General features: G+C 73.3%; 24 protein-coding genes. 5 read left to right on the top strand and 19 right to left on the bottom strand.

Translation table 11 applies throughout. The features are described from left to right. Positions 1-8 precede the first annotated feature (8 nt). The 3 genes from N865_RS12375 to N865_RS12365 are packed head-to-tail and all read right to left on the bottom strand — an operon-like array spanning position 9 to position 3,456. Entirely contained in the window at positions 9-1,592 is a 1,584-nt protein-coding gene (locus N865_RS12375; RefSeq protein WP_034806245.1) for a 5-oxoprolinase subunit B/C family protein, read from the bottom strand. Positions 1,593-1,598: 6 nt separating this feature from the next. Next, a complete protein-coding gene (locus tag N865_RS12370; RefSeq protein ID WP_034806242.1) occupies positions 1,599-2,354 on the bottom strand; it encodes a LamB/YcsF family protein in 756 nt (251 codons plus the stop codon). 49 nt (positions 2,355-2,403) lie between these two features. Further along, positions 2,404-3,456 (bottom strand): class I SAM-dependent methyltransferase, encoded by a 1,053-nt coding sequence (locus tag N865_RS12365; RefSeq protein ID WP_157557677.1) that lies wholly within the window; start codon positions 3,454-3,456, stop codon positions 2,404-2,406. A gap of 47 nt (positions 3,457-3,503) precedes the next feature. On the opposite strand from N865_RS12365, the gene N865_RS12360 reads away from it, so the two are divergent. After that, positions 3,504-4,094: a helix-turn-helix domain-containing protein gene (locus N865_RS12360; protein ID WP_034806239.1), complete on the top strand. Its 591-nt coding sequence runs from the start codon at positions 3,504-3,506 to the stop codon at positions 4,092-4,094. A 75-nt stretch (positions 4,095-4,169) separates the two neighbouring features. On the opposite strand, the gene N865_RS12355 is transcribed toward N865_RS12360, so the two are convergent. From N865_RS12355 to N865_RS12340, 4 genes are all read right to left on the bottom strand, one after another. Continuing rightward, positions 4,170-5,564, bottom strand: coding sequence for a wax ester/triacylglycerol synthase family O-acyltransferase (locus N865_RS12355; protein WP_034806236.1), 1,395 nt, complete (start codon positions 5,562-5,564; stop codon positions 4,170-4,172). A 71-nt stretch (positions 5,565-5,635) separates the two neighbouring features. Further along, positions 5,636-7,012, bottom strand: a complete 1,377-nt coding sequence (locus N865_RS12350; protein ID WP_034806233.1) for a 6-phospho-beta-glucosidase — start codon at positions 7,010-7,012, stop codon at positions 5,636-5,638. Next, the gene (locus N865_RS12345; RefSeq protein ID WP_034806230.1) at positions 7,009-8,127 is read right to left on the bottom strand and encodes a carbohydrate kinase family protein; all 1,119 of its coding nucleotides are present in this window, start codon (positions 8,125-8,127) and stop codon (positions 7,009-7,011) included. Before N865_RS12345 ends, N865_RS12350 begins: the two co-directional genes overlap by 4 nt. Positions 8,128-8,224: 97 nt before the next feature. Next, positions 8,225-8,680: an RsbRD N-terminal domain-containing protein gene (locus N865_RS12340; protein ID WP_034806228.1), complete on the bottom strand. Its 456-nt coding sequence runs from the start codon at positions 8,678-8,680 to the stop codon at positions 8,225-8,227. Between the two features lie 225 nt (positions 8,681-8,905). On the opposite strand from N865_RS12340, the gene N865_RS12335 reads away from it, so the two are divergent. Next, the gene (locus N865_RS12335; protein ID WP_034806226.1) at positions 8,906-9,313 is read left to right on the top strand and encodes a VOC family protein; all 408 of its coding nucleotides are present in this window, start codon (positions 8,906-8,908) and stop codon (positions 9,311-9,313) included. A gap of 29 nt (positions 9,314-9,342) precedes the next feature. On the opposite strand, the gene N865_RS12330 is transcribed toward N865_RS12335, so the two are convergent. Then, the gene (locus N865_RS12330) at positions 9,343-9,690 is read right to left on the bottom strand and encodes an MmcQ/YjbR family DNA-binding protein (protein ID WP_034806223.1); all 348 of its coding nucleotides are present in this window, start codon (positions 9,688-9,690) and stop codon (positions 9,343-9,345) included. Between the two features lie 203 nt (positions 9,691-9,893). Here N865_RS12330 and N865_RS12325 point away from each other — a divergent pair, with 203 nt between their 5' ends. Further along, positions 9,894-10,757, top strand: coding sequence for a hypothetical protein (locus tag N865_RS12325; RefSeq protein ID WP_211244898.1), 864 nt, complete (start codon positions 9,894-9,896; stop codon positions 10,755-10,757). Positions 10,758-10,979: 222 nt separating this feature from the next. Beyond that, positions 10,980-14,018 (top strand): hypothetical protein, encoded by a 3,039-nt coding sequence (locus N865_RS12320; RefSeq protein ID WP_051510515.1) that lies wholly within the window; start codon positions 10,980-10,982, stop codon positions 14,016-14,018. Positions 14,019-14,040: 22 nt separating this feature from the next. On the opposite strand, the gene N865_RS12315 is transcribed toward N865_RS12320, so the two are convergent. Next, positions 14,041-14,511 (bottom strand): GNAT family N-acetyltransferase, encoded by a 471-nt coding sequence (locus N865_RS12315; protein ID WP_034806220.1) that lies wholly within the window; start codon positions 14,509-14,511, stop codon positions 14,041-14,043. A 91-nt stretch (positions 14,512-14,602) separates the two neighbouring features. Further along, positions 14,603-15,589 (bottom strand): DUF4240 domain-containing protein, encoded by a 987-nt coding sequence (locus N865_RS23305; protein ID WP_034806216.1) that lies wholly within the window; start codon positions 15,587-15,589, stop codon positions 14,603-14,605. 128 nt (positions 15,590-15,717) lie between these two features. Here N865_RS23305 and N865_RS12305 point away from each other — a divergent pair, with 128 nt between their 5' ends. After that, on the top strand, positions 15,718-18,273 hold the full coding sequence (locus tag N865_RS12305) for a cation-translocating P-type ATPase (protein WP_034806212.1): 2,556 nt from the start codon (positions 15,718-15,720) through the stop codon (positions 18,271-18,273). A gap of 24 nt (positions 18,274-18,297) precedes the next feature. Here N865_RS12305 and N865_RS12300 read toward each other — a convergent pair whose 3' ends face one another. The 9 genes from N865_RS12300 to N865_RS12260 form a co-directional block, all read right to left on the bottom strand. Continuing rightward, positions 18,298-18,756, bottom strand: coding sequence for a T6SS immunity protein Tdi1 domain-containing protein (locus N865_RS12300; protein WP_051510514.1), 459 nt, complete (start codon positions 18,754-18,756; stop codon positions 18,298-18,300). Positions 18,757-19,027: 271 nt separating this feature from the next. Continuing rightward, positions 19,028-19,822, bottom strand: a complete 795-nt coding sequence (locus N865_RS12295) for an alpha/beta fold hydrolase (RefSeq protein WP_211244897.1) — start codon at positions 19,820-19,822, stop codon at positions 19,028-19,030. A gap of 162 nt (positions 19,823-19,984) precedes the next feature. Continuing rightward, on the bottom strand, positions 19,985-20,257 hold the full coding sequence (locus N865_RS12290) for a ferredoxin (protein ID WP_245603744.1): 273 nt from the start codon (positions 20,255-20,257) through the stop codon (positions 19,985-19,987). After that, the gene (locus N865_RS12285; protein WP_034806192.1) at positions 20,241-21,359 is read right to left on the bottom strand and encodes an NADH-ubiquinone oxidoreductase-F iron-sulfur binding region domain-containing protein; all 1,119 of its coding nucleotides are present in this window, start codon (positions 21,357-21,359) and stop codon (positions 20,241-20,243) included. Before N865_RS12285 ends, N865_RS12290 begins: the two co-directional genes overlap by 17 nt. Beyond that, positions 21,356-21,919: a ferric reductase-like transmembrane domain-containing protein gene (locus N865_RS12280; protein WP_034806294.1), complete on the bottom strand. Its 564-nt coding sequence runs from the start codon at positions 21,917-21,919 to the stop codon at positions 21,356-21,358. The genes N865_RS12285 and N865_RS12280 overlap by 4 nt, the downstream gene beginning before the upstream one ends. Beyond that, complete coding sequence (locus N865_RS12275; protein WP_034806189.1) at positions 21,916-22,881, bottom strand: FAD:protein FMN transferase; 966 nt, start codon at positions 22,879-22,881, stop codon at positions 21,916-21,918. Before N865_RS12275 ends, N865_RS12280 begins: the two co-directional genes overlap by 4 nt. After that, a complete protein-coding gene (locus tag N865_RS12270; RefSeq protein ID WP_034806186.1) occupies positions 22,881-23,222 on the bottom strand; it encodes a hypothetical protein in 342 nt (113 codons plus the stop codon). Before N865_RS12270 ends, N865_RS12275 begins: the two co-directional genes overlap by 1 nt. An 84-nt stretch (positions 23,223-23,306) precedes the next feature. Beyond that, complete coding sequence (locus tag N865_RS12265; protein WP_034806183.1) at positions 23,307-24,965, bottom strand: glycoside hydrolase family 13 protein; 1,659 nt, start codon at positions 24,963-24,965, stop codon at positions 23,307-23,309. Positions 24,966-25,174: 209 nt separating this feature from the next. Next, entirely contained in the window at positions 25,175-25,999 is an 825-nt protein-coding gene (locus tag N865_RS12260; protein ID WP_034806291.1) for a carbohydrate ABC transporter permease, read from the bottom strand. Positions 26,000-26,004 lie beyond the last annotated feature (5 nt).

Below are 26,004 nucleotides of genomic sequence, written 5' to 3'. Positions count from 1 at the left end.
GGGTCCGCTCAAGCCCAGCGGAGACGGAGCCGGTCGCCGGGGCGGAGCTGGGCCGCGCGGTCGACCGCCGCGTCGCGGACGACGCCGATGACGGGATAGCCACCCGTCACGGGGTGGTCGGCGAGGAAGAGGACGGGTTCCCCGCTCGGGGGCACCTGGAGCGCCCCCCGCACGAGCCCCTCGCTCGGGAGCTGTCGGTCCCGCCAGGCCGTATGCCGCTCGACCGGCGTCCCCTCGAGGCGCAGGCCCACGCGGTTGCTCCGTCCGGAGACGACCCAGTCGTGCTCGGCGAGCGTCCCCGGGTCGGCGAACCACTCGGTCCGGGGCCCCGGGAGCACGTCGAGCACGAGGACGTCGCTAGCGGCCGGCGGCTGGGGGGCGACCTCCGCCGTCGGGAAGGTCCGCGGCGCCGGGCCGACGGGGAGCACCTGACCGACCGCGAGAGGAGCGGGCCCGAGCCCCGAAAGGGTGTCCGTCGACCGTGACCCGAGCACGGGCGGTGCGTCGATGCCGCCGCGGACCGACACGTACGTGCGGAGCCCGCTCGGCGGCATACCGAGCCGGAGGACCTGACCGTCGTCGAGGTGGAACGGCGCCGCGTGCGGGACCGCCCGCCCGTCGACCGTTGCGGGGCACGCCGCCCCCGTCAGGGCGACGAGGGCGTCGCCGTGGGCGCGGAGCGCGAGACCACCGAGGGTGACCTCCAGCGCGGCGGGCCCGGCGTCCTGCCCGACGAGACGGGCGCCGAGCGCGTATGCCGCTCGGTCGGCGACCCCCGACCGGCCCACTCCCACGTCGCCGAGCCCGGGACGGCCGAGGTCCTCGATGAGCGTCAGGGGACCGGTCGCGAGGACCTCGAGCGCGCGGCGAGGCGCGGGCTCCGGACGAGGGCGGGGCGGCTCGGTGGAGAGGTGGGCGGTGTCACGTGGGCGTGCCCGCTCGACGAACCGGACGACCGCCCCCGGGACGAGGAGTGCGGGCGGGTCGCGGCGGACGTCCCACACGGCGAGGTCGGTCGTCCCGATGAGCTGCCATCCGCCCGGGGACGGATGCGGGTAGACGCCGCTGAACTCCCCTGCGAGAGCGACCGATCCGGCGGGAACTCGCGTCCGGGGATCCGTGCGGCGGGGGACGTGGAGCGCCGGGTGCCCGCCGAACAGGTAGGCGAAGCCCGGCGCGAACCCGCCGAAGCCGACCCGCCACGTCGATCCCGTGTGCGCCTCGACGACCTCGCGCGTCGTGAGCCCGGTGTGGGCGGCGACCTCGTCGAGGTCCGGCCCGTCGTAGTGCACGGGGATCTCGACGACCTCGCCCACCGGCAGCTCGCGCACCTCGGCGTCGAGGTCGTCAGCCAGTCGGTTGACTCCGTCGGCGACGCGACCGAGGTCGGCCTCGGCGCGGGTGACGACGAGAAGCGTGCGCGCGGCCACGACGAGGTGCTCGACCGACGCGCCCACGCCGTCGCGCGCGTCGACGAGCGGCCGCAGGCGTGCATGAAGGGCGAGCGACTCACGGATGCCACGCACCTCGACGACGAGGGCACGGTCGCCGGCCGGGAGGACCCGGACCGGCTCGTCAGGTCGACTGGCCATCGGGCCTCACACGAAGGGGGCGATCTCGACCCCGGCCTCGACGAGGAGGGTCCGCGTCGCCCGCGCCATCGTGACCGCGCCCGGGGTGTCGCCGTGGACGCACACCGAGTCGGCGCGGACCTCGACGTCGACGCCGTCGACCGACTCGACGACGCCCTCGGTGACGAGCCGCAGCACCCGGTGCGCGACGACGTCGGGGTCGTGGATGACGGCGCCGGGCTGGGTCCTCGGGACGAGCCGGCCCTCGCTCGTGTAGCCCCGGTCGGCAAACGCCTCGCTCACCGTCCGGATGCCTGCCTCGAGAGCGAGGTCGAGCAGCACGCCGCCGGGCAGCCCGAGGATGGGCAGGCTCGGGTCGTGGGCGTGCACCGCGCGGACGACGGCCTCCGCCTGGGCCTCGTGGTGCACGACGGCGTTGTAGAGCGCGCCGTGCGGCTTGACGTAGGAGACGCGGGTGCCCTCGACCCGGGCGATCGCGTCCAGCGCGCCGAGCTGGTAGACGACCTCGGCGGCGAGCTCCTCCGGCTCCATGTCGATGAACCGCCGGCCGAACCCCGCGACATCGCGGTAGGAGATCTGCGCGCCGACGACGACACCGCGCTCGGCGGCATACCGGCAGGTCGTGCGGAGGGTCAGCGGGTCGCCCGCGTGGAAGCCGCACGCGACGTTGGCGCTCGTGACGACGTCGAGCATCGCCTCGTCGTCACCGAGCACCCAGGCGCCGTACGACTCGCCGAGGTCGGCGTTGAGGTCGATCCGCATACCCCGATCCTCCCCCAGCCGGCCGCCGATGAGGAGACCGCCCGTGACGTCACGGCCCGGCTGCGGGCTCCCCAGGCGCGTCGAGCAGCGAGTCGAGACCGTGCCTCGAGTCGCCGAGCACGCGCATCGTCACGAACGCCTCCATCGCCGCGGAGAAGGGGTCGTCCGGGGCCGAGGTCGACTCGGGTGAGACGGGCGCGGCTGAGACGGGCGCGGCTGAGACGGGCAGCGGGCGTCGGGCCGCCCACGCGGTCCGCGTCCCGCTGACGACGAGGTCGCGTCGACGCAGGAGCGAGTCGGGACCGTCGTGCGCGAGGAGGCGATCGAGGGTGTCGCGGTCATCGGCCGCCAGCTGCCCGTCGAGCGCGCCCCGCACGCGGCTCAGGTAGGCGCGCGCGTAGCGACCGGCCCTCGCAGGGGCCGGACTCGCGTCGAGCGTGAAGGTGCGCCGCGCGGCGACCTCGAACCCGGCCTGCTCGAGCGCGGGCTGCCAGTCGGGATGGGCGTTCCAGCCGGCCCTCGCCAGGGCGTCGTGCAGCCGCGTCTCGAGCCCCGGCCTGCCGGTCCCGAGGTCGTCTGGCAGGAAGCGGGGGAGCGTGTCCATCTCGACGACCACGAGCAGGCCCCCGGGGCGGAGCGCGGCGTGGACGTCTCGGAGCACGCGGTCCGGGTCGGCGAGCTCGTGGAGGGATGACGCCGCCCACGCCACGTCGACCGCACCGACCTTCGGCCACACGCCGTCGAGGTCCGCCAGGACGACCTCGACGCGGCCCGCCAGCCCGGGCTCGTCCGCCGCGATGCGGAGGCGCTGGGCCATCGCCTCGGAGCGGTCCACCGCCACGAGCCGGGCTGCGGCGAAGCGCCGCCCGAGCGCCCTGGTGCCGGTCCCGGTGCCGGCGCCCAGGTCGACGACCCTGCGGGGGTCGTCCGGGGCGTGCTGCGCGGCCCAGGCCGTCACCTCGTCGAGGTACGCGCCGAGCACCTCGGCATCGAGGTCGAGCAGGTCCGCCAGCCCGGCGTCATGGTCTGGGTGAGTGCCGTCATGAGCGTGGTCGTGAGCGTGGTCGCGCGCGTCGCTGTGCTGAGGATGGTCGTGGGCCATGGGTCCACGGTAGATCGGCCATGCGCCCAAGACATACACTCTTGCGCATGACGCAAGAAGTCGATCTCGACGCGGTGATCCGCCAGCGCATCCGCGGACTGCGGCTCGCGCGCGGGTGGTCGCTCGACGCGTTGGCGGCTCGCTGCTACCTGAGTCCGTCGACGCTGAGCCGCATCGAGACGGGGCACCGGCGGATCGCCCTCGACCAGCTCGTCCCCATCGCGCGCGCGCTCGGAACGACGCTCGACCAGCTCGTCGACGCCGGCGACGACGAGGACGTCGTGATCCGGCCGCTGCCCGCCCACGCGCCGGGTCGCACGACGTGGCTGCTCTCCCGCGACCGCGCCCTCCACGGGGTGACCGTGGCGAAGATGCGGATCGAGCCCCAGCGGGAGGCGGCGACGGACCAGCTGGGCGTCCACCCCGGACGCGAGTGGTTCACGGTGCTGTCCGGGACCGCCCGGCTCCGGCTCGGCGAGCGGACCATCCTCGTCCAAGCGGGCGACGCCGCGGAGTTCTCGACGATGGTGCCGCACGCCATCGGAGCGCACGACAGCCCCGTCGAGATCCTGACGATCTTCGACCAGGACGGCGAGCGCGCCCACCTGCACGTGACCGACGACGTGACTCCGACCTGAGGCCGGAACCGCCGGGCGAGGGGCGGCGCGGCCACCCGTCCCACCCCGTCGTATGCCGTGGCGCGCCGTCGGCGGTCACGGCGCGCCGTGCGCCCGGCCGCGGGCCACGAGGTCGCGCAGCTCCCGTCCGATGGCCTCGACGAGTCGGTCGACGTCGGGCAGGGCCGCAGCGTCCCCGGTGACCCCGATCGTGAGCCGGCCGGCATACGTGAGCATCGCCGTGCTCGCCCGGACCTCCTCGGCGACGGGCACGTAGGGCAGCATCGCCAGGACCCGCCTGCCCGCCAGGTACTGGGCCTGTGACGGGCCCGCGACGTTCGAGGCGACGACGTTGACCCGGCCCTGTCCAGATCGGCCGTAGGCGCGGGCTCCCCACGCCAACAAGGGCGCCGGGATGTGGTCCGCCAGGCGCACGACGGCCGCCGTCGCGTCGGCCACGGCCCGCGACTTCTGCTCGGAGGTCCGCGCTGCGACCGCGGCGAGCCGGTCCTCCGGGTCTGCGAGGCCGACGGGCAGCTCCACGAACATCGCCGACGCGAGGTTCCCCGGCCGCGCGGGACGTCCGGGCGACCTGCGCGACACCGGCACGATCGCGCGGAGGGTCAGGGCATCGAGGGCCTCCCCGCGGTCCATGAGGTAGCGACGGTAGCCACCCGCGAGCGCAGCAAGGAAGACGTCGTTGAGGGTGCAGTGCGCAGACCGGGCCAGCGCGGCCACCTCGGCGAGGTCGGCTGCGGCCCAGCCCCAGATCCTCTCGGCGCCGAGCGGGCCGACGAGGACCGAGGGTGGCAGGTCCGGCCGGAGCACCTGGGACAGCCCGAAGCGGACCTGCTCGACGCGCCGTCGCGCCTCGCGGGGGTGGCGGAGCGACCGAGCGACGAGCCGGACCGCGCGCACGGGCAGGAGCGCGACCCAGGTCAGGAGGTCGCGCGCGAGGGCGCCGAGCGAGGGAGCCCGCCGCACGGCGCCGGTGGTGGCCGTCGGGGGCGGGCCGTCCGGCACACGGGTCAGGAGGGACTGGACGAGGTCGGCCCCCGAGCGGCCGTCGACCATCGTGTGGTGGGCCTTGGCGACGACCGCCCAGCGTCCGCCCTCGAGGCCGTCGACCTGCCAGAGCTCCCAGAGCGGCCGGTCGGCGGGCAGCCGCGGCGCCATGATCCGCGCCACCAGAGTCCGCAGCTGCGGCTCGTCGCCGGGGGCGTCGAGCGCCGCGTGTCGCAGCTGGTCGGCGGGGTCGAAGTCCGCGGTGTCGACCCAGATCGGGCGGCCGAGGTCGAGCGGCATCCGTAGCACCCGCCGGCGCAGGAACGGCACGCCCGCGACCCGTGCCGCGACGAGCGCCCGGAAGACCTCCGGGTCGGGCGCGGGACCTTCGAGGACGAGCACCGACCCGACGTGCAGCGACTGGGTGTCGGTCTCCATCGGCAGGAAGATCGCGTCGAGGGCGCTCAGCCGGTCGGCCCGGGTCACGCGCCCAGTGTGACACCGGCCCACCCGGCTGGGCCGACCAAACGGCATACGGCGGCCGTATGCCGCTGGGCTCAGCCCCGCGCGAAGACGGCGTCGAGCGCGGGGATCGCGGCCCGGTAGCCGGCGACGAGCTGACGCGCGACCGTCACGGAGTCGACGAGGGGGTGCAGGGCGAAGGCCTCGACCGCACGCTGCACGGAGCGCTCGGCAGCTGCGGTGATGACGAGCTCGTCGACGGCCTTGACCTGCTGTGCGAGACCGAGGGCGTGCCCGGGCAGGCGGGTCACGGCACTCGGCCTCGGACCCGCAGCCGTGACGGTGCAGGGGACCTCGACGACGGCGTCGTCGGGCAGGCCCGGGACCGTGTCGCCGTTGCGGACGTTGAGGATGAGCCGGGCCGGCTCGTCGCGGGCGATCGCGGCCATGAGCGCGAGCGCCACGCCCTCGTAGCCACCGCCCTCGACGTCGGCCTCGTCGCGCTCCTGCCCCTCCTGCTCTCGGGTCTCCTGCATGTAGGTCGCGTTGCGCTCGCGCCGCACCCGGTCCCACTCGTCGAAGGCGCGATCGGGCGAATCGCGCACTGCGGCATAGAAATCCGTCTGCTGCCCGAGGAGGAACTCGCCGCGCGTCTGTCGCGAGTCCGTGATCGAGGCGATCGCGTCCCGGGTGAAGTAGAAGTAGTAGAGGTACTCGTTGGGCAGCGCGCCGAGGGTCTGGAGCCACTCGACGCCGAACAGGTGGCCCTCCTCGATCGCTCCCAGCCGCACGGGGTCGGCGAGCAGCTCCGGCAGCAGGTCGCGTCCGTCGGCGCGCAGGCCCTGGAGCCAGCCGAGGTGGTTGAGCCCGGCGTAGTCGATCTCGACCTCGTCGAGCGAGTGCCCGAGGGCCGAGGCGGCCCGCTTGGCGAGGCCGAGCGGCGAGTCGCAGATGCCGACGACGCGCTCCCCGAGCACCGACTGCATGGCCTGGGTGACCATCCCGGCCGGGTTCGTGAAGTTGATGACCCAGGCATCCGGAGCGAGTGCACGGACCCGCTCCGCGACCGCGACGGCGACCGGCACGGTGCGCAGCCCGTAGGCGAGGCCGCCCGGACCGGTCGTCTCCTGGCCGAGGAGGCCGAGGTCGAGCGCGACCCGCTCGTCGGCGGTGCGCCCCTCGAGCCCGCCCACGCGGACCGCCGAGAAGACGAAGTCGGCACCCTCGACCGCCACGTCGAGGTCGGTCGTCGTCGTGACCCTCGGCGCGGGGAGCCCACGCGCTCGCCCCGTGCCGGTCTGCTCGGCGCGCTCGGCCTGCTGCGCGACGACGCGGGCGATCGCGGCGAGCCGGCCCTGGTCGGTGTCGTAGAGCACGACCTCGTCGACGCGTCGCTCCGAGGCGTCGGTGAGCAGGGCCCCGTGGACGAGCGGGACGCGGAACCCGCCCCCGCCGAGGATGGCCAGCCTCATGCGAGGTCGTGGACGTCGGCGCGGCGGGCGATCGTCGCGGTCGCGCGGCGGCAGGCGAGCACCGGGACCCGCGGCACGATCTCGTCGAGGAAGGCGAACCGCCGCCGCAGCGAGCGGTGGTAGGCGTCGGTGCTGACGTCGCGCGTCAACCCGGTCCACCAGTCGGCGATGTCACCCCAGCCCGGAGCGGCGAGCGACCCGCCGTACTGCTGGAGGGTGAGCCCCGCGCACAGGCTCGCGAACGCCAACCGCTGGTCGAGCGGCCACTCGGCGAGGGTGCCCACGATCACCGCCGCCCCGAACACGTCCCCGGCCCCCGTCGGGTCGACCTCGTGGACGCGCAGCGACGGCACGCGGGCCTCCTCACCGGTGCGTGCGTCGATCCCGAGGGCGCCGTTGGCCCCATCGGTGACGATCGTGACCGGGACACGGTCGGCGAGCAGGTAGAGGGCCTCGAGGGGCGTCGAGGTCGACGTGTAGGCCATCGCCTCGACGGCGTTGGGCATGAAGACGTCGCAGCGTTCGAGCCGGTCGATGACGGTCGACGACCAGGTCTGGGCGGGGTCCCAGCCGACGTCGGCGAAGACGAGGGCGCCGGCGGAGCGCGCCCGGTCGACCCACGTCGGCGTCGCCGTGCCGAACGCCTCGTCGTCGGACAGGTCGGCGTGGACCGCCCGGCTCGACGGCGGCGTGCCGATGATGGCCTCGGCGCCGAGCGGCGGCGGGTGGCCGTGGGAGACCATGCTCCGGTCGTGCTCGACCGACATCGACACGGTCACCGGGCTGTGCCACTCGGGGAAGCGACGGCTCCGGCTGAGGTCGATGCCCTCCTGCTCCTCGAGGGTGCGCCAGCAGAAGTCGCCGTAGTCGTCGTCGCTGAAGGCCGCCGCGAGCGACGTCCGCAGGCCGAGCCGCCGGGCGGCGACCGCGAGGTTGGCGATCCCTCCGGGGCACGACGCGAGACCCTCGGCCCACACCTCGGTGCCCGGGGAGGGCGCGACGGGCAGGCCGGCGAAGATCATGTCGAGGAAGACGGTCCCCCACACGAACAGGTCGACCTCCGGCCCGGGCTCGGTGCGCCGGGCCGCAAGCGGGTCGAAGGTCTGGTTCGGCACCCCCTCATGATCCCGCCTCGGCCACCCCGCCCGGGCGGGTTTTCCGGACGGATGTCGTCAGGCGACCGGGCTCGCCGAGCCGCACATGCCTCGGGGCTCAGGAGCTCGTGCCGCCGAAGAGCTCCGAGAGGTCGAGCGTGGGCACGTGCCGTCGCGAGGCGAGCGAGACGTAGGCGCGGGCGAGGGTGTCCTTACCGAAGCCCAGCACCGTACTCAGCAGCCCGATCGCCTCGGCGAGCTCGTCGGCCGGGACCTCGGAGACCACGCGTCGCCACATGGCCTCCTCGAGGGAGTTGAAGGCGACCTGGACCTCCGAGACGTCGAACCCGTGCTCGAAGCGATCCTCCGCGACGGCCTCGACGTGGGCGCTGAGCGCGGCCAGGTGGCGGGTGCGGATCGCGTCGACGACGAGCGTGAAGAGCTCGGCGAGTCGTTGCCGGGTCAGGGCCTCTCCGGCCAGCTCGTAGTGGGCGACGTGCGAACGCTGCACGGCGGTATACGCCTCGTCGAGCACCGCGTCCTGGGCTTCCGACAGCAGGGCGTCCAGTTCCATGGGCGGACACCTCCTCCTCGGCCATCGTGGCACACCGAACCGCCGGCGCGAGCGCGTATGCCGGTGGGCTGCGTCACGCACGCAAAGTGCCGTCGCGCTCGACGCCCTCGCCCGCTCCGCCGCCGAGGCCGGGAGGTGACGAAGGCGGCGCCGGCCACATGCCCGGCTCAGCGGCATACGGGAAACGGGTTGTGCTGCAACGCCGACGGGGACGAAGGTCTCGGCATGAGCCTTCACGTCCACAACATCACCGTCGACTGCGCGGACGCGCGCGGCCTCGCCACCTTCTGGGCGGGCCTGCTCGGCTGGAACGTCTACTACGACGACGACCCGGAGGTCGTCGTCGCACCGTCGTTCCCGCCGTCCGTGACGGGGATGCTCTTCATCCCCGTCCCCGAGGGCAAGTCCGCCAAGAACCGCCTGCACCTCGACCTCCAGCCCGACGACATGACCCGCGACGAGGCCGTCGAGCGGGCCGTCGCCTCGGGAGCCACCGTCATCGGCGACCACCGCCACGAGGACGGGTCCGGCTGGGTGACCCTGGCCGACCCGGAGGGCAACGAGTTCTGCATCGAGCGCGGCGAGGCCGAGAGCGGCCCGCGCGCGCCTCGCGCCTTCCGCATCGGCAGCTGAGGGCCGGCCCGAGACCGCCCACGACGGCGTCAGGGGTCGCGGAGCACCGACGCGGCGACGAACTTCGGGACGACCATCCGCCAGGCGTCGAGGACGAGCTCGCGCATCCGCTCCTCGTCGAGGGCGTCGAGCCACGCCTCGACCCAGTTGAAGCGCAGGTCGGACGGGCGCGGCAGGAAGAACACGTCGGGCTCGCTCTCGACGAGGGCGAGCCGCTCTTCCTTCGGGAACGCGAAGCCCATGTCCTTCTCGTCGCGGGAGAAGGCGAGCCAGACGATCGAGCCGACGCGGAACTTCACGCGATCGTGGACGAGCACCTCGTAGCTGCGCGGCAGCGGCGCTGCCACCCGACGGACGTCCTCGATCGTCACCGGCACCCTCTCAGCGTGCCACGCGCCCCCGACATCGCCCGCCGCACTCGTCCACCCGCGGGCGTGGGCCCAACCCGTTCCGCCGGCCCCAACCTGTTCCGCCGACCCCCTTGGCGGCGGCCGCCGACGGGCGTACCCTGCCTCCGTCGCGACCTCGACGGCACCGGGCCGGGCGGGCTGAAACGTCGACCTCATCGAAGGAGCGACGCATGTCCAGCGACCCCACCTCCAGCGTTCCCGCGACCAGCCCCGACCCCGGCAGCGTTCCGGGCAGTGTCTCCGGCAGTGTCCCCGGCAGTGTCCCCGGCAGTGTCCCCGAGCGGCTGCTCGCCCTCCTCGACCGCCTCGGCGCCGTCCTCGCCGAGCGCGGCGACGCGATCGCCCTGCTCGGCCTCGGCTCGGTCGGCCGCGACCTCCACCGGCTCGACGAGCACTCGGACGCAGACTTCTTCGTCGTCGTCGACGACGGCGCGGAGACGGCATACGTGCGTGACATCGACTGGCTCGAGGCGACCGCACCCGTGGCCTGGTCGTTCGACAACAGCCCGCACGGACGCAAGGTCCTCTTCGAGGACGGGCTCTTCGCGGAGTACGCCGTCCTCAGCCTGACCCAGCTGGGCAGCGCGGGCTACCCGCCGGCGCGGATCATCTGGCAGCGGGCCGACGCGCCGGACGGGCTCGACGAGCCGTCCGTCCCGCTGCCCGGCACGCCGCTGCTCGAGGAGCAGGTCGGCGAGGCGGTGACCAACCTCTACGTCGGGCTCCACCGGGACCTGCGCGGCGAGCGCCTCACGGCGACGCGCTTCATCCAGGGGTATGCCGTCGACCGCCTCATCACGATCCTCGGCCTCCTCGGGCTCGGCGAGGGCGGTCAGCAGGACCTCTTCGTCATCGACCGCGGGGTCGAGCGGCGGTTCCCGCCGGACGTGCTGCCCCTCGCCGACATCGTCGTCGGGTACGACGGCAACGCCCGGGCGGCACTGGCCCTGCTCGAGGTCCTCGAGCGGCACGTCACGGTCGAGCCGCGGCTGGCGCGCGAGATCCGCGCCCTGGCAGCCCGGGCCGGCACCTGACCGACCGCCGCGGACCGTTCCGGATGACGACCACGAACGGCCCCGGGCCTGCGGTCCCGCGCTGCAGCCGGCAGCGCCGCTGGTTTCGTGGTCGTCATCCGGAACACGCGTATCAATTCGCGGACACGGAGGCTGTGAATCCGGGACGATCTCGACAGGACCAGCACGACGATCTCTGAGACGGTGACCGGGTCGACCCCAGGCCCCCACGAAGGAGTGCAGATGGCCACGGAGACACAGGCGGCCGAAGGCGCGGCGAGCAGTACGGCAGCCCGGAGCGTCCCGTCACGGGGCAAGGCCGTCGCCACCGTCGTCGCAGCCCTCGCCGCAGTCGCCATCGGCGCCTGGCTCTACGGCCGGCAGGCGCCCGCCATCGACATCCTCGCCGTCGAGCTCGGCGGCGGCGAGCAGACGTGGCCGCCGGCGGACGGCACCGCGAGCGCGATCACGTGGGACTACGTCTTCATCGCCGGGTACGCCATCGCGCTCTGGCTCGGCACGACGACGGCACGCTGGGTGTTCTGGAGCCCCCGCGCCCGACGAGTCGCCCTCCTCGGCCAAGGCGCCACCATCGTCGGCGTCACCGCAGACCTCACCGAGAACGTCCTGCTCTCAAGGGCGCTCGCGTCCGACGGTCGTCCATCGGCACTGCTCGACGCCGCAGCGGTCGCGGCCACGGTCAAGTTCTCGGTCCTCACGGTCGCCGTCGTCGTCGCGATCATGGGCGTCGTCATGACCCTCATCCGGATGCGGACCAACAAGGGCATCGCCTTCACCTGGCCCGCCGACAAGGTCATCGTGCCGGCCCCGATCGAGGTGTCCCCACCACCGCCCGTCGTCCACCCCGACACCCCGGGCAGGACGACGACCTCCAGCGAGGACCGCTCGCTCGAGGACGTCGCGACCCGGGAGCTCGGCGCTGACGGCGAGCCGGGTGAGCGGCATACGGAGTCGGTGGACGTCGTCGCGGAGGCACGCTGGCGTCGCGCGTATGCCGTCCCCGGCGTCACGCCCGAGGCGCTCGCCCGGCGCACGGCTGCGTCGGACGTCTCGGGAGTCTGCCTGTCGGGCGGGGGAGTCCGCTCGGCGAGCGTGGCGCTGGGCGCGCTGCAGGTGCTCCGCACGGAGCTGCGCGCGGCCCGCTACCTCGTGTCGATCTCCGGCGGCGGCTACACGTCCGGAGCGTTCGCGCAGCTGCTCACGGCGGCGGGCGACGAGGACCAGGTGGCCAAGGGGAAGGTCGCCGTCCACGACGCCGAGCACGCCTACGCGCCGGGCAGCGTCGAGTTCGACCACATCCGGCGGCACAGCTCCTACCTCGCCGACACCGCGCCACGGATGCTCGTCGCGCTCGGGGTCCTCGCGCGCGGGCTCCTCGCGTCGGTGCTCCTGCTCTTCGTGCCGGCGGTCCTCATGGGGTTCGTCGCTGCGGTGTTCTACCGGGCGATCCCCGTGGCCGTCCTGCCGCTCCTGCCGGGCTACGCGCCGAAGCCGAACTCCGCCGGCGTCACCACGTCGGCGCCCCCCGACACCGGGCTCACGATCCCGCAGCACGCGCTCCTCGCGGTCGCGGTCGTCGGAGGCGCCGCGCTGCTGCTCTGGCTCCTCCAGCTCCTCGCCTACAGCAACCTCAGCGACACGTGGCAGCGGATCTACGGATGGGCCGCCGACGCGTCGGTCTTCATGACCCGGATCGCGGTCGTCGTCGCCGTCGTCGCCGTCGTCGTCCCGACCATCGTGTGGCTCGCCGGCCGGACGATCTCGCTCGTCGACGGCAGCGTCTCGGTCGGGATCAGCGGATCGGTCGGCGCCGTGCTGCTGACGTACCTGACGAGCCTCGCGACCCTGCTCTGGCGTCGGGTCAAGACGGTCCGGACGCCCGGTGCGGGACGCAAGGCGGGCGGCACGAAGGTCGCCCTGCCCAACGGCCTGCTCCAGCAGCTGCTCGTCATCGCGTCGGTGACGGTCCTCGTCGCGAGCTGGCTCGTCCTCTTCGGCGTCACGACCATCTCGACGGCGACCGACCTCCACGAGGGGCGGGGGCTGCCGTGGGCGCTCGCCGCCGTCCTGCTCGTGGTCGTCGTCGTCCTCGGCGGGTTCTTCGACGAGGCCTCCCTCAGCCTGCACCCGTTCTACCGACGCCGGCTCGCGACGGCGTTCGCGACCCGCGTCGTCCGCGACGCGGCGAACCCCGCCTCGGCCCCGGTCGCCGTGGCCCTCCACTCCCGCGAGCGCACCCCGCTCTCGGCGTACGCCCGGGCCGCGGCATCGGCGGAGCCCTTCCCCGAGTTCGTCTTCTCCTGCGCGGCGAACCTCACCGGCCAGCAGCTGACCGCGCCCGGGCTGACCGCCGTGTCGTTCACGATGACGGCCGACTGGGTCGGCGGCCCCGACGTCGGCTGGGTCGACACGGCAACCCTCGAGAAGCTCGTCCCGTCACGCCTCCGCCGCGACGTCACCGTCCAGGCCGCGGTCGCGATCAGCGGGGCGGCCATCGCGTCGTCGATGGGCCGCATGTCGCGGTGGTACCAGATCGTCCTCGCCGTGTCGGGGGCCCGCCTCGGCGCGTGGCTGCCCAACCCTGGGTTCGTCGCCGCGATGCGCGCCGCCCACGACGCCGGACGCCCCTCCGGCGTCGACTGGACGCTACCCGGCCTGCCGGCGATCCGCCGCGTCACGTACCTGCTCCGCGAGATCCTCAACATCCACCCGATCGAGGAACGCCTCCTGCAGGTCACCGACGGTGGGCACTACGAAAACCTCGGCATCGTCGAGCTGCTCCGCCGACGCTGCACGACGATCTACTGCATCGACGGCGGCGGCGACAGCCCACCGACCGCGCCCGGGCTCGCCGAGGCGATCACCCTGGCCCAGTCCGAGCTCGGCGTCCGGATCGAGCTGCACCGGCCGTTCGACACCGAGCCGGGCATCGGCACGCCGATCGAGCCGCAGGGCCCGCTCGCCGTGCTCAACGCCAGCCTGAGCCGGGAGCCCGTCATCGCCGGGACGATCCACTACCCGGCCGCGAGCGGCCTGCCCGAGGGCGCTCGCACCGGTCACCTCTACGTCGCGCGGGCGCTGCTCTGGCCCGACGCCGACTACACGCTGCTCTCCTATGCCGCGCAGCACCCCGAGTTCCCCCACGACTCGACGGCGGACCAGTGGTTCACCGAGGGCCAGTTCACGGCCTACACCTCGCTCGGGCGCGAGCTGGGGGCGCGGGTTCGCCTCGTCCGCGACGGCAAGCCGGCGAACGGCTGACGTCGTATGCCGGTGGGCGCGGTCAGGCGCCGAGCTGCGGGGTCATGTCGTAGGTGACCCACGCCGTGGCCGTCGCCTCGGAGTCGTAGAGGGCGCGAGCGGTTGCGTTGCCCTCGGCCGTGGTCCACCGCACGACGCTCAGACCGTGCTCGGCGGCATGGTTGCGCAGGAACCTCAGCATCGTTCGTCCGAGACCGCGGCCGCGCAGGTCAGGGTCGGTGAACAGGTCGTCGAGGAAGAGCCCGGTCGTCGCCGTCGAGGGGCGCGCGAACCGGCGCACGTTCGCGAGCGCGCCCACCCGGCCGGTGCCGTCGACCACCACGTAGCCGACGCACTCGTGGTCTGCGTCGGTGAGCCAGCCCCACACGCGGTCGACGGCATCCTCGTCCTCGGGCCGCTCGTAGAAGCTGCGGTATCCCCGGTAGAGCTCGCGCCATGCGGCCTCGTCAGCCGGTTCGACACCACGGACGGTCCACTGCGCTTCGCTCGACATGGGCGCAACCTATCCGGTCGGGCAGTGCGCCAGACCGCGGGTGACGCACAGCCCTGACGCACAGCCTCGACGCCGCCTGCGCGGCTGGGGGCTATGTCCCGTCAGCCGCGTGCGTGGGCTCGAGGCCCAGCGCGACGCTCGCGAGGGCCTCGAGCTCCGGCCGGGCGCCGTGGTCCGGGGGCAGTGCTGCGAGCGCGGCGCGGGCCGCGAGCGCCGTGACCCGGGCGGTGCGCTCCGGCTTGGGCCAGGCGCGGGCCTCGTCGTGCGACACCCAGACACTCGACCGCATGACCTCCTTCCCGTCGAAGTCGTCGCGAGCCACGCGGACCTCAGGCACGACGACCTGCTCGCCGAACTGGACCACGCAGGCGAGGCTGCGGCCGCCGAAGGCGTCAGGGAGGCCCCCGGAGGCCTCGACGGCCTGGTTGACCAGGTCCGACGCGGCGAAGAACGCGCCGTGGTTGAGATAGCGCGGGGGGATGTGGGCGACGAGCTCCTCCTCGCCGCCGTCCTCCGCCATCCGGAACCCGCCGAGCGGGTCGTCGAGGTCCTCCCCGTCGACCCACACCACCCGGCGGGGTGCAGGGACGCCGTCATCCGGGACGACCTCGGGCTGGGACCAGTGCTCGACGTTCGTGCCGGTCTCGAAGGACACCTTGGTCTCGATGTACTCGACGCCCGCCGCCTCCTCGGCGGCATAGAGCAGCCCCTCGCACTCGGGCCAGACTCGCGAGGCGAGCGCCGCGGGATCGGCGAGCACGGCGGCATACGTCTCGCGCCCGAGCGCGACGATGCCGGCGCGGAGGTAGAGGAAGGAGTCGTCGGAGAGCGGGATGGGCTCGTCGTCCTCGTCCTCGTCCTCGTCCTCGAAGCGGACGGGCTGGGCGGCGAGCATCTCCCGGTCGAGCTCGTGGAGCACGCGGGCGAGGCGCTCCTGGAAGGCGAGGGCGCGGGCCCGCCCTGCCGCGGCGAGCGCGTCGACGAGACGCTCGACCGCGTCGTCGTCGGCCTGCCCCTCCATGGAGTCGATGAGGGTCCAGAAGTCGTCCCCGGACATGGTCCGTCGCAGCAGTCGCATCCGCCCGAGGATAGGGCGAACCGGACATCCAGCGGCTCCGAGCCCAGCGGCATATGTCTCAGTCGGGGCGAACCGGCGCGGCCCCCGAGCCTCGCGCGCTAGGTTCGAAGGGCCGGGAGGGGGTGCGTGTGTCGACCATCCAGGAGTCCGCCCTGGTCGGGCTCACCGCCGAGGAGGCCTCACGTCGCCTCCGCGAGGACGGCCCCAACGAGCTCCCCACGACCAAGCGCCGCAACCTCCTGCAGCAGGCGTGGGAGGTCGTCCGGCAGCCGATGCTCCTGCTGCTCCTCGTCGCGGGGACGGTCAACTTCGCGCTGGCGGAGCCGCTCGACGGCGCACTGCTCATGTCGTTCGTCGTCGTGGTGATCGCCATCTCGATCTACCAGGAGCGCAAGACCGAGAACGCCCTCGCCGCACTGCGCGACCTCACCTCCCCGCGTGCGCTCGTGATCCGGGACGGGACCCAGGTGCGGATCGCGGGCCGCGACGTCGTCCGCGGCGACCACGCGCTGCTCGCCGAGGGCGACCGGGTGCCCGCCGACGCCGTCCTGCTCGACGCCGTGAACTTCTCCGTCGACGAGTCCGCGCTGACCGGCGAGTCCGTGCCGGTGCGCAAGGCCGCGGTCGAGCCGGGACCCGACGCGGACGTCTCGGGGCCCATGGGGCGTCCAGGGGGCGACGCGACCCCGTGGGTCTTCTCCGGGACCCTCGTCGTCAAGGGGCACGGCCTCGCGCTCGTCAAGGAGACCGGCGCCGGCACCGAGCTCGGCCGGATCGGCACCGCCCTGCGCGAGATCGAGCCCGAGCGGACCGCCCTCCAGCGGGAGGTCGACCGTCTCGTGCGGGTCATCGCCGTCCTCGGCATCGGCGCCGCCGCAGCCGTCGTGGTCGTCTACGGACTGACCCGGGGCCACTGGCTCGAGGGCGTCCTCGCGGGCATCGCCACGGCCATGGCGATGCTGCCCGAGGAGTTCCCCGTCGTCCTCACGGTCTTCCTGGCCCTCGGCGCGTGGCGGATGTCGCAGCGCCACGTCCTGACCCGACGTCCGCCCGTCATCGAGACGCTCGGCTCGGCGACGGTCCTCTGCGTCGACAAGACCGGCACGCTGACGCTGAACAGCATGACGGTGCGCGAGCTCGTCGCCGGGGCCCGGACCTGCCCGCTGACGGACGACCCGCTGCCGGAGGAGTTCCACGAGATCGCGGAGATCGCGGTGCTCGCGTCCCCGGTCGACCCCTTCGACCCGATGGACAAGGCGTTCACCGCCGTGGGGAAGCGCTACCTCGCCGGCACGGAGCACCAGCACCCGGGCTGGGAGCTGGTCCGGGAGTACCCCCTGTCCGAGGACCTCCTGGCCCTCTCGCACGTCTGGCGCTCGCCCGACGGCGACCACTACGTCGTCGCGGCGAAAGGCGCCCCCGAGGCCATCGCCGACCTCTGCCACCTCGAGCCGGACGACCGGAGGGCGCTCATGGCCCAGGTCGAGGCGGCCACCGGGAGAGGTCGCCGCGTGCTCGGTGTCGCCCGCGCCGCTTTCGACCGCTCCGACCCGCTGCCGACGAGCCAGCACGACTTCGACTTCCACTACCTCGGGCTCGCGGCCCTGCAGGACCCGGTCCGGCCCGGGGTGGCCGACGCCGTGGCCGGCTGTACGCGTGCCGGGGTGCGGACCGTGATGATCACCGGCGACTACCCCGGGACGGCGCTCGCCATCGCCCGCGAGATCGGCCTCGACCACGAGGGGGGCGTCATCACCGGCCCGGAGCTCGCGGCGATGCCGGACGACGAGCTCGCCCGGCGGGTTCGCACCGTCTGCATCTTCGCCCGGATGGTGCCTGAGCAGAAGCTCCGGCTGATCCGGGCCCTGCAGGCTGCGGGCGAGGTCGTGGGCATGACCGGCGACGGGGTCAACGACGCGCCCGCCCTCCGCGCGGCCGACATCGGCATCGCCATGGGCCGGCGGGGCACCGACGTCGCCCGCGAGTCGGCGGCCCTCGTCATCACCGACGACGACTTCGCGTCCATCGCCGGGGGGATCCGGCAGGGCCGCGGCATCTTCGACAACCTCCGCAAGGCGATGGCCTACATCATCGCCGTCCACGTGCCCATCGTCGGGATGTCGCTCGTGCCGGTCTTCGTCGCCGACTGGCCGCTCGTGCTCCTGCCTGTGCAGATTGCGTTCCTCGAGCTCATCATCGACCCGGCGTGCTCGGTGGTCTTCGAGGCGGAGGAGATCGACCCGCAGGTGATGGGCCAGCCGCCTCGCCGGGTCGGGGAGCCGATGTTCGGACGACGCGTGCTCACGATCGCGGCGCTGCAGGGGCTCACGGCCCTCGCCGCGGTCCTCGGGGTCTACCTCTGGTGCGTGCTCGGCCGGCGGCCCGACGACGTGACGCGCTCGGTCACGTTCGCGACGCTCGTCGTCGGCAACCTCGCGCTCATCCTCGTCAACCGGTCGTGGCGGCTGCCGGTGTGGCGGACGTTCCGTGAGCGCCGCAACCCGATGATCGGGTGGATCCTCGGCGCGGCCGCGGCGCTCCTCGTCATCCTGCTGAGCGTCCCCGCGCTGCGGCACGCCTTCGGGCTCGGCCCGATGTCGATCACCGACTGGGTCGTCGCCGTCCTCGCCGGGTGTGCCGGCGTCCTGTGGTTCGAGGTCTACAAGGTGGTCGCTCGCCGCTGATCCGCGAGGGCGAGCGCGGGCCGGTCAGGCGATCGTGACCTCGGAGACCGCGGTCCCCTCGGGGAGGTCGCGGACCTGTTCGTGCAGCTGCCCGGCGACGTTCGCCGCGACGACGAAGTCGACGACCTGGACGTTCTCGAGCCCCATGTCGCCGCCGAGGATCGGCGGCACCGTGAACGCGTAGACCTGGTCCCCGGTCGGGACGACGCCCTCCTCCTCGGCTGCCCATGCCAGCCCACCGAGCAGGTAGCGGTCCTGCCCGCCCGGGCTGCGCAGCTCGGCCTGCATCTCCTCGGCCGTCTCCCAGGGCTTGAGCAGCGCGCCCTCGATGGTGTCGAGCCACCAGAAGCCGTCTTCGCCGCGCAGGAAGATGTCGCCGAAGGGCGAGGCGAAGAGCGGCGTCTTGCCCTCGAGGCCGATCCACGCCCAGGACTCGAGGCCCTGCTCGAACTGCTCAGGCGTGAAGGTCTTGATCAGGTCCATTCGCTTATCAAACCGCACCGGGGCCCGCATCCCGGAATCGCTCCCACGCCCCGGGCACACTCGAGTGCTCTGTCTGTATGCCGCTGGGCCGGGTCACGCAGCCCGCGCGGAGTCCTCGGGCGTGGGACAGGGCGCCCTGCGCGGCCCGGGGTCGAGGGTCGCGCCGGGCGTGAGAGTGTCCGGGCCGCGGACTGCCGGGCCACCCTGCTCGAGGCGCGCCCGATCCTGCGTGGGGATGACGACTTCGATCGTGCGGTGTACATCAGGCGCCTCACCCGCTGAGGCTCGCATCGTCTGACGGCCGGCCGGCCGCCGCGAGGAAACTCCGGACAACGGCCGCGAACTGGTCTGGCGCGTCGTGATGGACGACGTGGCCGGCGGGCAGCTCGACCAGGCGGGCCGAGCCGGCCCGAGCGGCGATCATGGCGCGGGCGTGCTCGGAAGACAGTTCGTCGCTCCTGGTCCCGCGAACGAGCAGGGTCGGGCAGGCGACGGCAGTCCAGTCGGCCCAGTGGTCGCCGCTGAGCGCCTTCTGGGACCGCACGGTGTCGCCGATGTCGAAGGAGAACCCCCAGCCGTCGGACGAGCGGTGGAAGGAGCCTTCCAGGTACGGCGCGATCGGACCGAGTGCCGACGCCAGCGCCTCGCGTGAGGAGGCGGCGCGTGGTAGCCGCGTCGTGAAGGCGCTGTCGACGTCCAGCACCGCGCCGATGTCCTCCACGACCAGGGCCGTGACCAGCCCGGGGTGCCGTGCCGCGTACTGGTAGGCGTTGACCCCGCCGAGCGAGTGGCCGAGCACCGCGGCCGGGCCCACCCTCAGGTGACGGTGGAACGCGGCGAGGTCGGCGATGTAGTCGTCGCGCTCGTAGGTCGGTGCCCGGTCGGACCGGCCGTGCCCGCGTTGGTCGAGGGCGATGACCCGCCAGCGAGGCCGCAGGGCCTCGGCCAGCGGCGCGAACACGGACGACTCGTTGTAGTGCCCGTGCAGTGCCAGCAGCGGTGACCCCTCCCCGCCGAAGTCGAGAAAGGACAACCGCCGACCCTCGGTCACGACGAACTCACGCACGGCCCGCACCCTAGGACTCATGGCCGACAGGGCCGGGTCCGCCCTCGCGATCGTCTTCGCGAAGGACGACGGCCACGCTGACCGCCATCTCGGCGACGCAGCAAGCTCTGAGGTGCCGCAGCGTGCCGCGACGAGGAAGGGATGTCCCACCGTCGCCGCGGCTCAGCGCGGGGGCATGAGGAAGAGGGCCCGCGCCGGGCACAGCGCGATCGCCGGAGCCGCCTCGTCGGGATCGACGGCCGCCCCTTCGACGATCGGGTAACCGAACTCGTCGAGGCGGACCTGCGCGAGCAGCTGGGCGCAGACCCCGTGCCCGGTGCAGGCGACCCGGTCGACGCCGAGGCGGCTGCTCAGGCCCACGGGCCGGCGGGGGTCCGAGGCGATGCGCGTCGCCCCGCCGACACGGGTTGCGCGGGGGTCAAGCGGTGCGGACATGGTCGGCTCTCCTGTCGAGGTCGGGGCAGCCGCTCGGGGAGCTGCCTGCGGCTGCATGAACGGCGAGATGCGGGCCGAAGACCCGCAGCGCAGAACGGACGAACCCGGCCACGCCATCGGGGAAGCGGCAGGCCCCGCGACCGGGCAGGAGGCCGACCCGCTCCTGGAGCCTGGCCCAGGCCCGAGGATCCGCTCCGACGGCCAGCGCGTGCCAGTCCCCGGCGACCGCGGGCAGCCCGAACATGCACGGCCCGCACTGTCCCGCCGACTCGCCGGCAGCCCAGGCGAGGATCCGGTCGACAATCACGACCGGGCACTGCCGGTCGTCGAACACCTCGATGACGCCGGGGCCGACCGTGGCACCGAACCGTGCGAGGTCCTGGCTCTCCCACCTCAAACCGCGCGCCTCGGCGATCGTGAGGAAGGCGCCCCCGAGACCACCGACGAGGACCGGCGACGTCTCGGGGAAGGGGCCGCCCGCGTGGTGGAGCAGGTCGGCCACGGGCGTCCCTGCCTCGGTCTGGACGACACGCCCCCGTATGCCGGGTGCACTGATCGTGACGAGCCGCGGGCCGGGCTCGACCGCAGTCCCGAACGAGCGGAACCACTCGGGTCCGTAGTCGACGACCTGGCCGATGCGCCACATCGTCTCCGAATTGAGCACGACGGTGGGCCGGATCCGGCGCCCGGTGGAGTCCGTGCCGCCCCGGACGAAGGGCTGGCGCTTCGTCATCGGCCGGGCGAGCCCACCTTGGGCGAGCGAGATGAGCGAGGTCTCCTCGGAGGAGACATAGCGACCCGGGACCTCGAGCAGGTCGAGCCCGGCGGAGCGGAGGCGGAGGGCGGTCGCCGAACCGCGGTGAGCGGCATACCGGATGCGGCGTCGCCGCCCGGGGGCGACGAGGGCGGCGGCCCGCGCGACGGCGTCGAGGTGGTGCTCGACGACCCAACCGTCCTTGGCCGCGCCGAGCTCGCCGTCGCACGCGTTGACGATCAGGTCGGCGTCGTGGGTGTGGGCCGCCTCCACCTTCGTCGCGGTGCTGAAGGCAGCGCCGCCGCGACCGGCGAGGCCGGCGTCCCGCAGATCGGTGACCAGCGTCATGACCACTCCTGGGCTGCGACGGCGAGCCGGCGCTCTCGGTCGGCGTGTGTGGAGGTCAGGCGCCAGGCGACCGCGCCGAGGCCGACCGCAGCGCAGAGGACGGTGATGCCGCGCAGGAGCGGCTCGTTCGCCGTGCCGAGCATGAGGCCGTGGACGATGGCCGTGGGCCAGAGCACGTAGGCGAGCAGGTGCACCCGCTTCCACACCCGCTCCGAGAGCCGGTGACGCAACAGCGAGGTGGCCATGACGGCGACGAGGATGTCGACACCGATCGTTCCGAGGCCGACCCAGGCCGTCTCGTAGCCGGACGTGAACGGCACGATCGCCGAGATGGCGTCGATCGAGACGTACGTCTCCGCCACGGCCGTCGCGACGTGGGCCGCGAGGAAGACGACCGTCCCGAGGGAGAGCCAGCGGTGCAGCGCCATGACGACGGTCGCGGACTCGCCGTACGGGCGTCGCCGACCTGACGTGACCATGCCGAGGACGAGGACGACCGTCATGAGGGCCATGCTGACGACGCCCGTTCCGCGGGAGACATACCAGAGCAGCTCGTTCACCGGGCCACCCCCGATCCGGGATCCGTGGCCGCCGCTGCGACGGGCCACCCCCGAGTCAGGGTGACGGCACCGTCGAGGCCCTCGAGCCGGGCCGGGATGCCGTTCTCCTCGAGCCACCGGGGGGCGTCCGGTCCGAGGACGATCGCCGCCGTCGACGCGGCGTTGGCCTCGAGCGCGGAGGCCGCGGCGCACGAGACCTGCGCCCACGTCGTCGGACTGGTACGGCCGGTCCGCGGGTCGATGATGTGGTGGCGCGGGCCGTCCTCGGTCTGCCAGACCCGGGCCCGCGTCGAGGACGTGGCGACGGCCTGCCCGGTGCTGAGGACCGTCTGCCGGCTCCGCCCGTCGGCCCCCTCGATCCCGATCGCCCAGCCCTGCGGCGGAAGGTCTCCCGCGACGGCGATGTCGCCGCCGAGGTTGACGAGGAAGCCGCCGGGCAGCGTGTCCGCGAGCCTGGCAGCGATCGTGTCGGCGGCGTGCGCCTTGGCCGTGGCACCGAGGTCGAGCAGCGTGTGCGGAGCGACCGAGACGCGACGCCCCGAGAGGTCGAGATGGACCGAGGTCCAGCGGGGGACGGGCCGGACCGCGGTCTGGCGGAAGACGCCGCGGGCGCGGACCGCGCCGAGGTCGACGTCGTAGCCCGTGGCCGCGAGCGGCGCTCCGACCGTCGGGTCGACGAGACCGCCGGTCAGCCGGGCGGCGACGAGCGCGGCCGCCAGGTAGTCCGCGAAGGTCGGCGAGACGAAAGCCGACGCGGGCCCGTGCTGAGCGCGGGCCGCGAGCAGGGACACCTCGGAGTCCGGACGGAAGCGCGAGACGGCCGAGTCGACGAGGCGCAGGTGCCAGCGGGCCGTGTCGAGCGCCTCCCCGAGAGTCTCGGACTGTGTGCAGAGCACGACGTTCGTCGTGCCGATCGCCTCGAACTCGCCCGCGACGACGCCCGTCCGGCTGAGCGTGGCCATCACGAGGCCGCCGAGTTCGACTGCGGCTGAACGGTGCCGCCGAGGAGGTGGGCGACAGCACCGAAGCCGCTCGACTGGCTGCCGGAGTCCTGCGAGCCCTGCGAACCCGAGGAGCTGGACGAGCCGGACGAGCTGGACGAGCTGGACAAGCTCACGTTGGCGTTGCTCGACCCGGCGGTGCCGGCGGAGGTCGACGACCGGGCTGCGACGGCCTGCGCCTGGTCCTGCGCGAGATGGATCCCGACGCCACCGACGAGGAGGGTGGAGGCCGTGAGCAGACCGGCGGTCCACAGCCGGGCGCGGTGAAGGGCACGGGGAACGGGGCGGGAGGGCTGGTTCATGGATGGCTCCTTCGAGGTCACCATCGACGATCGTCACCGATGCTGTGGGCCCGCTGTCCGTCCTCCCTGACCCGGTGATGAACGCTACGGAGCCGGGACGAACCACGCAGCGGACTCGGGCGCGAGCAGGTGGCGCGTCGCCCGCGCACGGTCGTCGGGATCGCTGCTCAGGAGGAGCCGACCCGGGAGGACGACCGGGCGTGCCGAGAAGTTGACGATGCAGTGCCAGCCGTCGGTGCGGGCGAAGTGCAGCACCTGGGCATCGCGTGTGTCGACCCAGCCGAACGCGTCGTCCGTCGCGAGCGTGCGACGCAGCGCCAGGGCCGCACGGTAGAGCTCGAGCGAGCTGTCCGGACGTCCGGACTGCGCCGACACGGCATACGTCGAGAACCAGGAGGGCTGCGGAAGCCAGCTCGTCCCCTCGCCGAAGCCGAAGGAGCTGCCGTCGCTCGTCCACGGAAGCGGCACCCGGCAGCCGTCGCGCCCCTTGAGCTGTCGGCCGGTCCGCTCGAAGACCGGATCCTGCAGGCTCTCCTCCGGCAGGTCGGCGACCTCGAGAAGCCCGAGCTCCTCGCCCTGGTAGAGGTAGGCCGAGCCCGGCAGGGCCAGCATCATCAGGGTCGCCGCTCGAGCCCGCCGATGCGCCGTCGCCTCGTCGAGCTCGAAGGAGGTGCCGTCGCTCCGCAGCCACGCGTCCAGGTCCGTGCCCACCGGAAGCGCGTATCGCGTGGCGTGCCGCGGCACGTCGTGGCTCGAGAGCACCCAGGTGAGGGCGCCGCCCACCCCGGCGTGCTCCTCGATGGACCGCGTGATGACGGCGCGGAACTGGTCGGGGTGCCACTCGGCCTTGAGCAGGGAGAAGTCGAAGACCTGCCCGAGCTCGTCCGGGCGGGCATAGAGGTAGGTCCGGCTGGAGACGGGGTGCCAGGTCTCGGCGACGGCCATCCGGGGCGGGTCGTACTCGTCGAAGAGCGCGCGCCACGACCGGTAGATCTCATGAACCTCGTCGCGGTCGTAGAGCGGGTCGGACCCGTCGAGGGGGAGCATCCCGTCGAGGTTCGGCTGGCTCCGAAGCGGCTCGGAGAGGTCCTTCGCGAGCGAGTGGGCCACGTCGATGCGGAACCCGTCGACGCCACGGTCGGCCCAGAAGCGGAGCGTGCCGAGGAAGTAGTCGCGCACCTGCTGGTTTCCCCAGTTGAGGTCCGGCTGCTCCCGCGCGAACAGGTGGCAGTACCACTGGCCGTCGGCGGTTCGCTCCCACGCCGAGCCCCCGAAGTGCGAGCGCCAGTCGGACGGAGGCCTGCTGCCGTCAGCACCCGTGCCGTCGCGGAAGATGTAGCGGTCGCGCTCGGCCGACCCGGGACCCGCGCGCAGGGCGTCGAGGAACCACGCGTGCTGGTCCGAGGTGTGGTTGGGAACGACATCGATGATGATCCGGATGCCGCGTGCGTGGGCATCGGCGACAAGGCCGTCGAAGTCGTCGAGCGTGCCGAGGCGCGGGTCGACGTCCCGGTGGTCGGTGATGTCGTACCCACCGTCCGCCAGGGGCGAGGGGTAGAAGGGGCTCAGCCAGATCGCATCGACGCCCAGGTCCGACAGGTAGCCCAACCGGCTCCGGATCCCCGGGAGGTCGCCGATCCCGTCACCGTTCGCATCGGCGAAGCTGCGCGGGTAGATCTGGTAGATCACGGCGGTACGCCACCAGTCGGGCTCGGGTGCGCGGTCGGATCCGTGGCTGGGCATGGGTTCGCTCCTTGGAGTCAGGTGTGTGGTGCTGTCGTGCGGGGCGGGCGCTCTGTCTCGGGCGAGCGGGCGAGCGGGCGAGCGGGCGGCCGGGGCCGGGGCCGGGGCCGGCGCCGGGGTCGGCGCCGGTGGACGATGGCCGTGACTGCCGACCGGGTGAGGGGGGTGACCGGTCGGCAGCCACGGGGTCGAGGCGCCTGCGGCGCGGGTCAGCCCTTGACCGCGCCGGCGAGCATCGCCCGGATGAAGTACTTCTGGAAGACCAGGAAGATGAGGATGGTCGGGGCCATGATCAAGAGGGCGCCGGCGTTGAGGAGCACCACATCGGTGGAGTGGGCACCGATGAAGCCCTGGAGGGCGCCGGCCATCGTCCGCTTGCTCGGGTCGTCGATGAGCACGATCGCCAGCAGGAACTGGTTCCACGTGCTGAGGAACATCAGCACGCCGAGGGAGGCGAGTGCCGGCACCGCGAGCGGGAGCTGGATGTGCCGGAACGCCTTCCACGGGCCCGCCCCGTCGACCCATGAGGACTCGGAGATCTCGAGCGGCACCGACTGGAAGTGGGTGCGCATCCAGAACACCGCGAAGGGCATGTTGAGGCCGATGAGCGGCAGGATCAGCCCGAGCTGGGTGTTGAGCAGGCCGAGCGACTGCATCTGGTAGTAGAGCGGCACGACGACGATCTCGTAGGGGAGCGTCAGCCCGAGCAGGAGCAGGAGGAAGAACACGTTGCCGAACGGGATGCGCAGCTGGGCGATGGCGTAGGCGGCCATCGCCGAGATGAGCATGGCGATCGGGACGACGCCGAGGACGAGGATCGAGCTCGACTTCACGAGCGTGGTGATGTTGGCGAGGTTCCACGCGTCGACGAAGTTGTGCCACTGCGGGTCCGTGGGGAAGGAGATGCCCGCCGGGGCCGTGCCCTGCGGTTGCAGTGCCGCGGAGAACATCGAGAGCAGCGGGAAGATCGAGAAGAGCGCCGCGGCCGTGAGCAGGATGGTCTTGGGGGCGGTGTCGCGGAGGCTTCTGAGCATGGGGA

This window comes from Intrasporangium oryzae NRRL B-24470, from assembly GCF_000576595.1.
GTDB classification, from domain to species: domain Bacteria; phylum Actinomycetota; class Actinomycetes; order Actinomycetales; family Dermatophilaceae; genus Intrasporangium_C; species Intrasporangium_C oryzae.
Note: the sequence above shows the minus strand (reverse complement) of the source record. Positions and strands in the feature narration are given on the sequence as shown.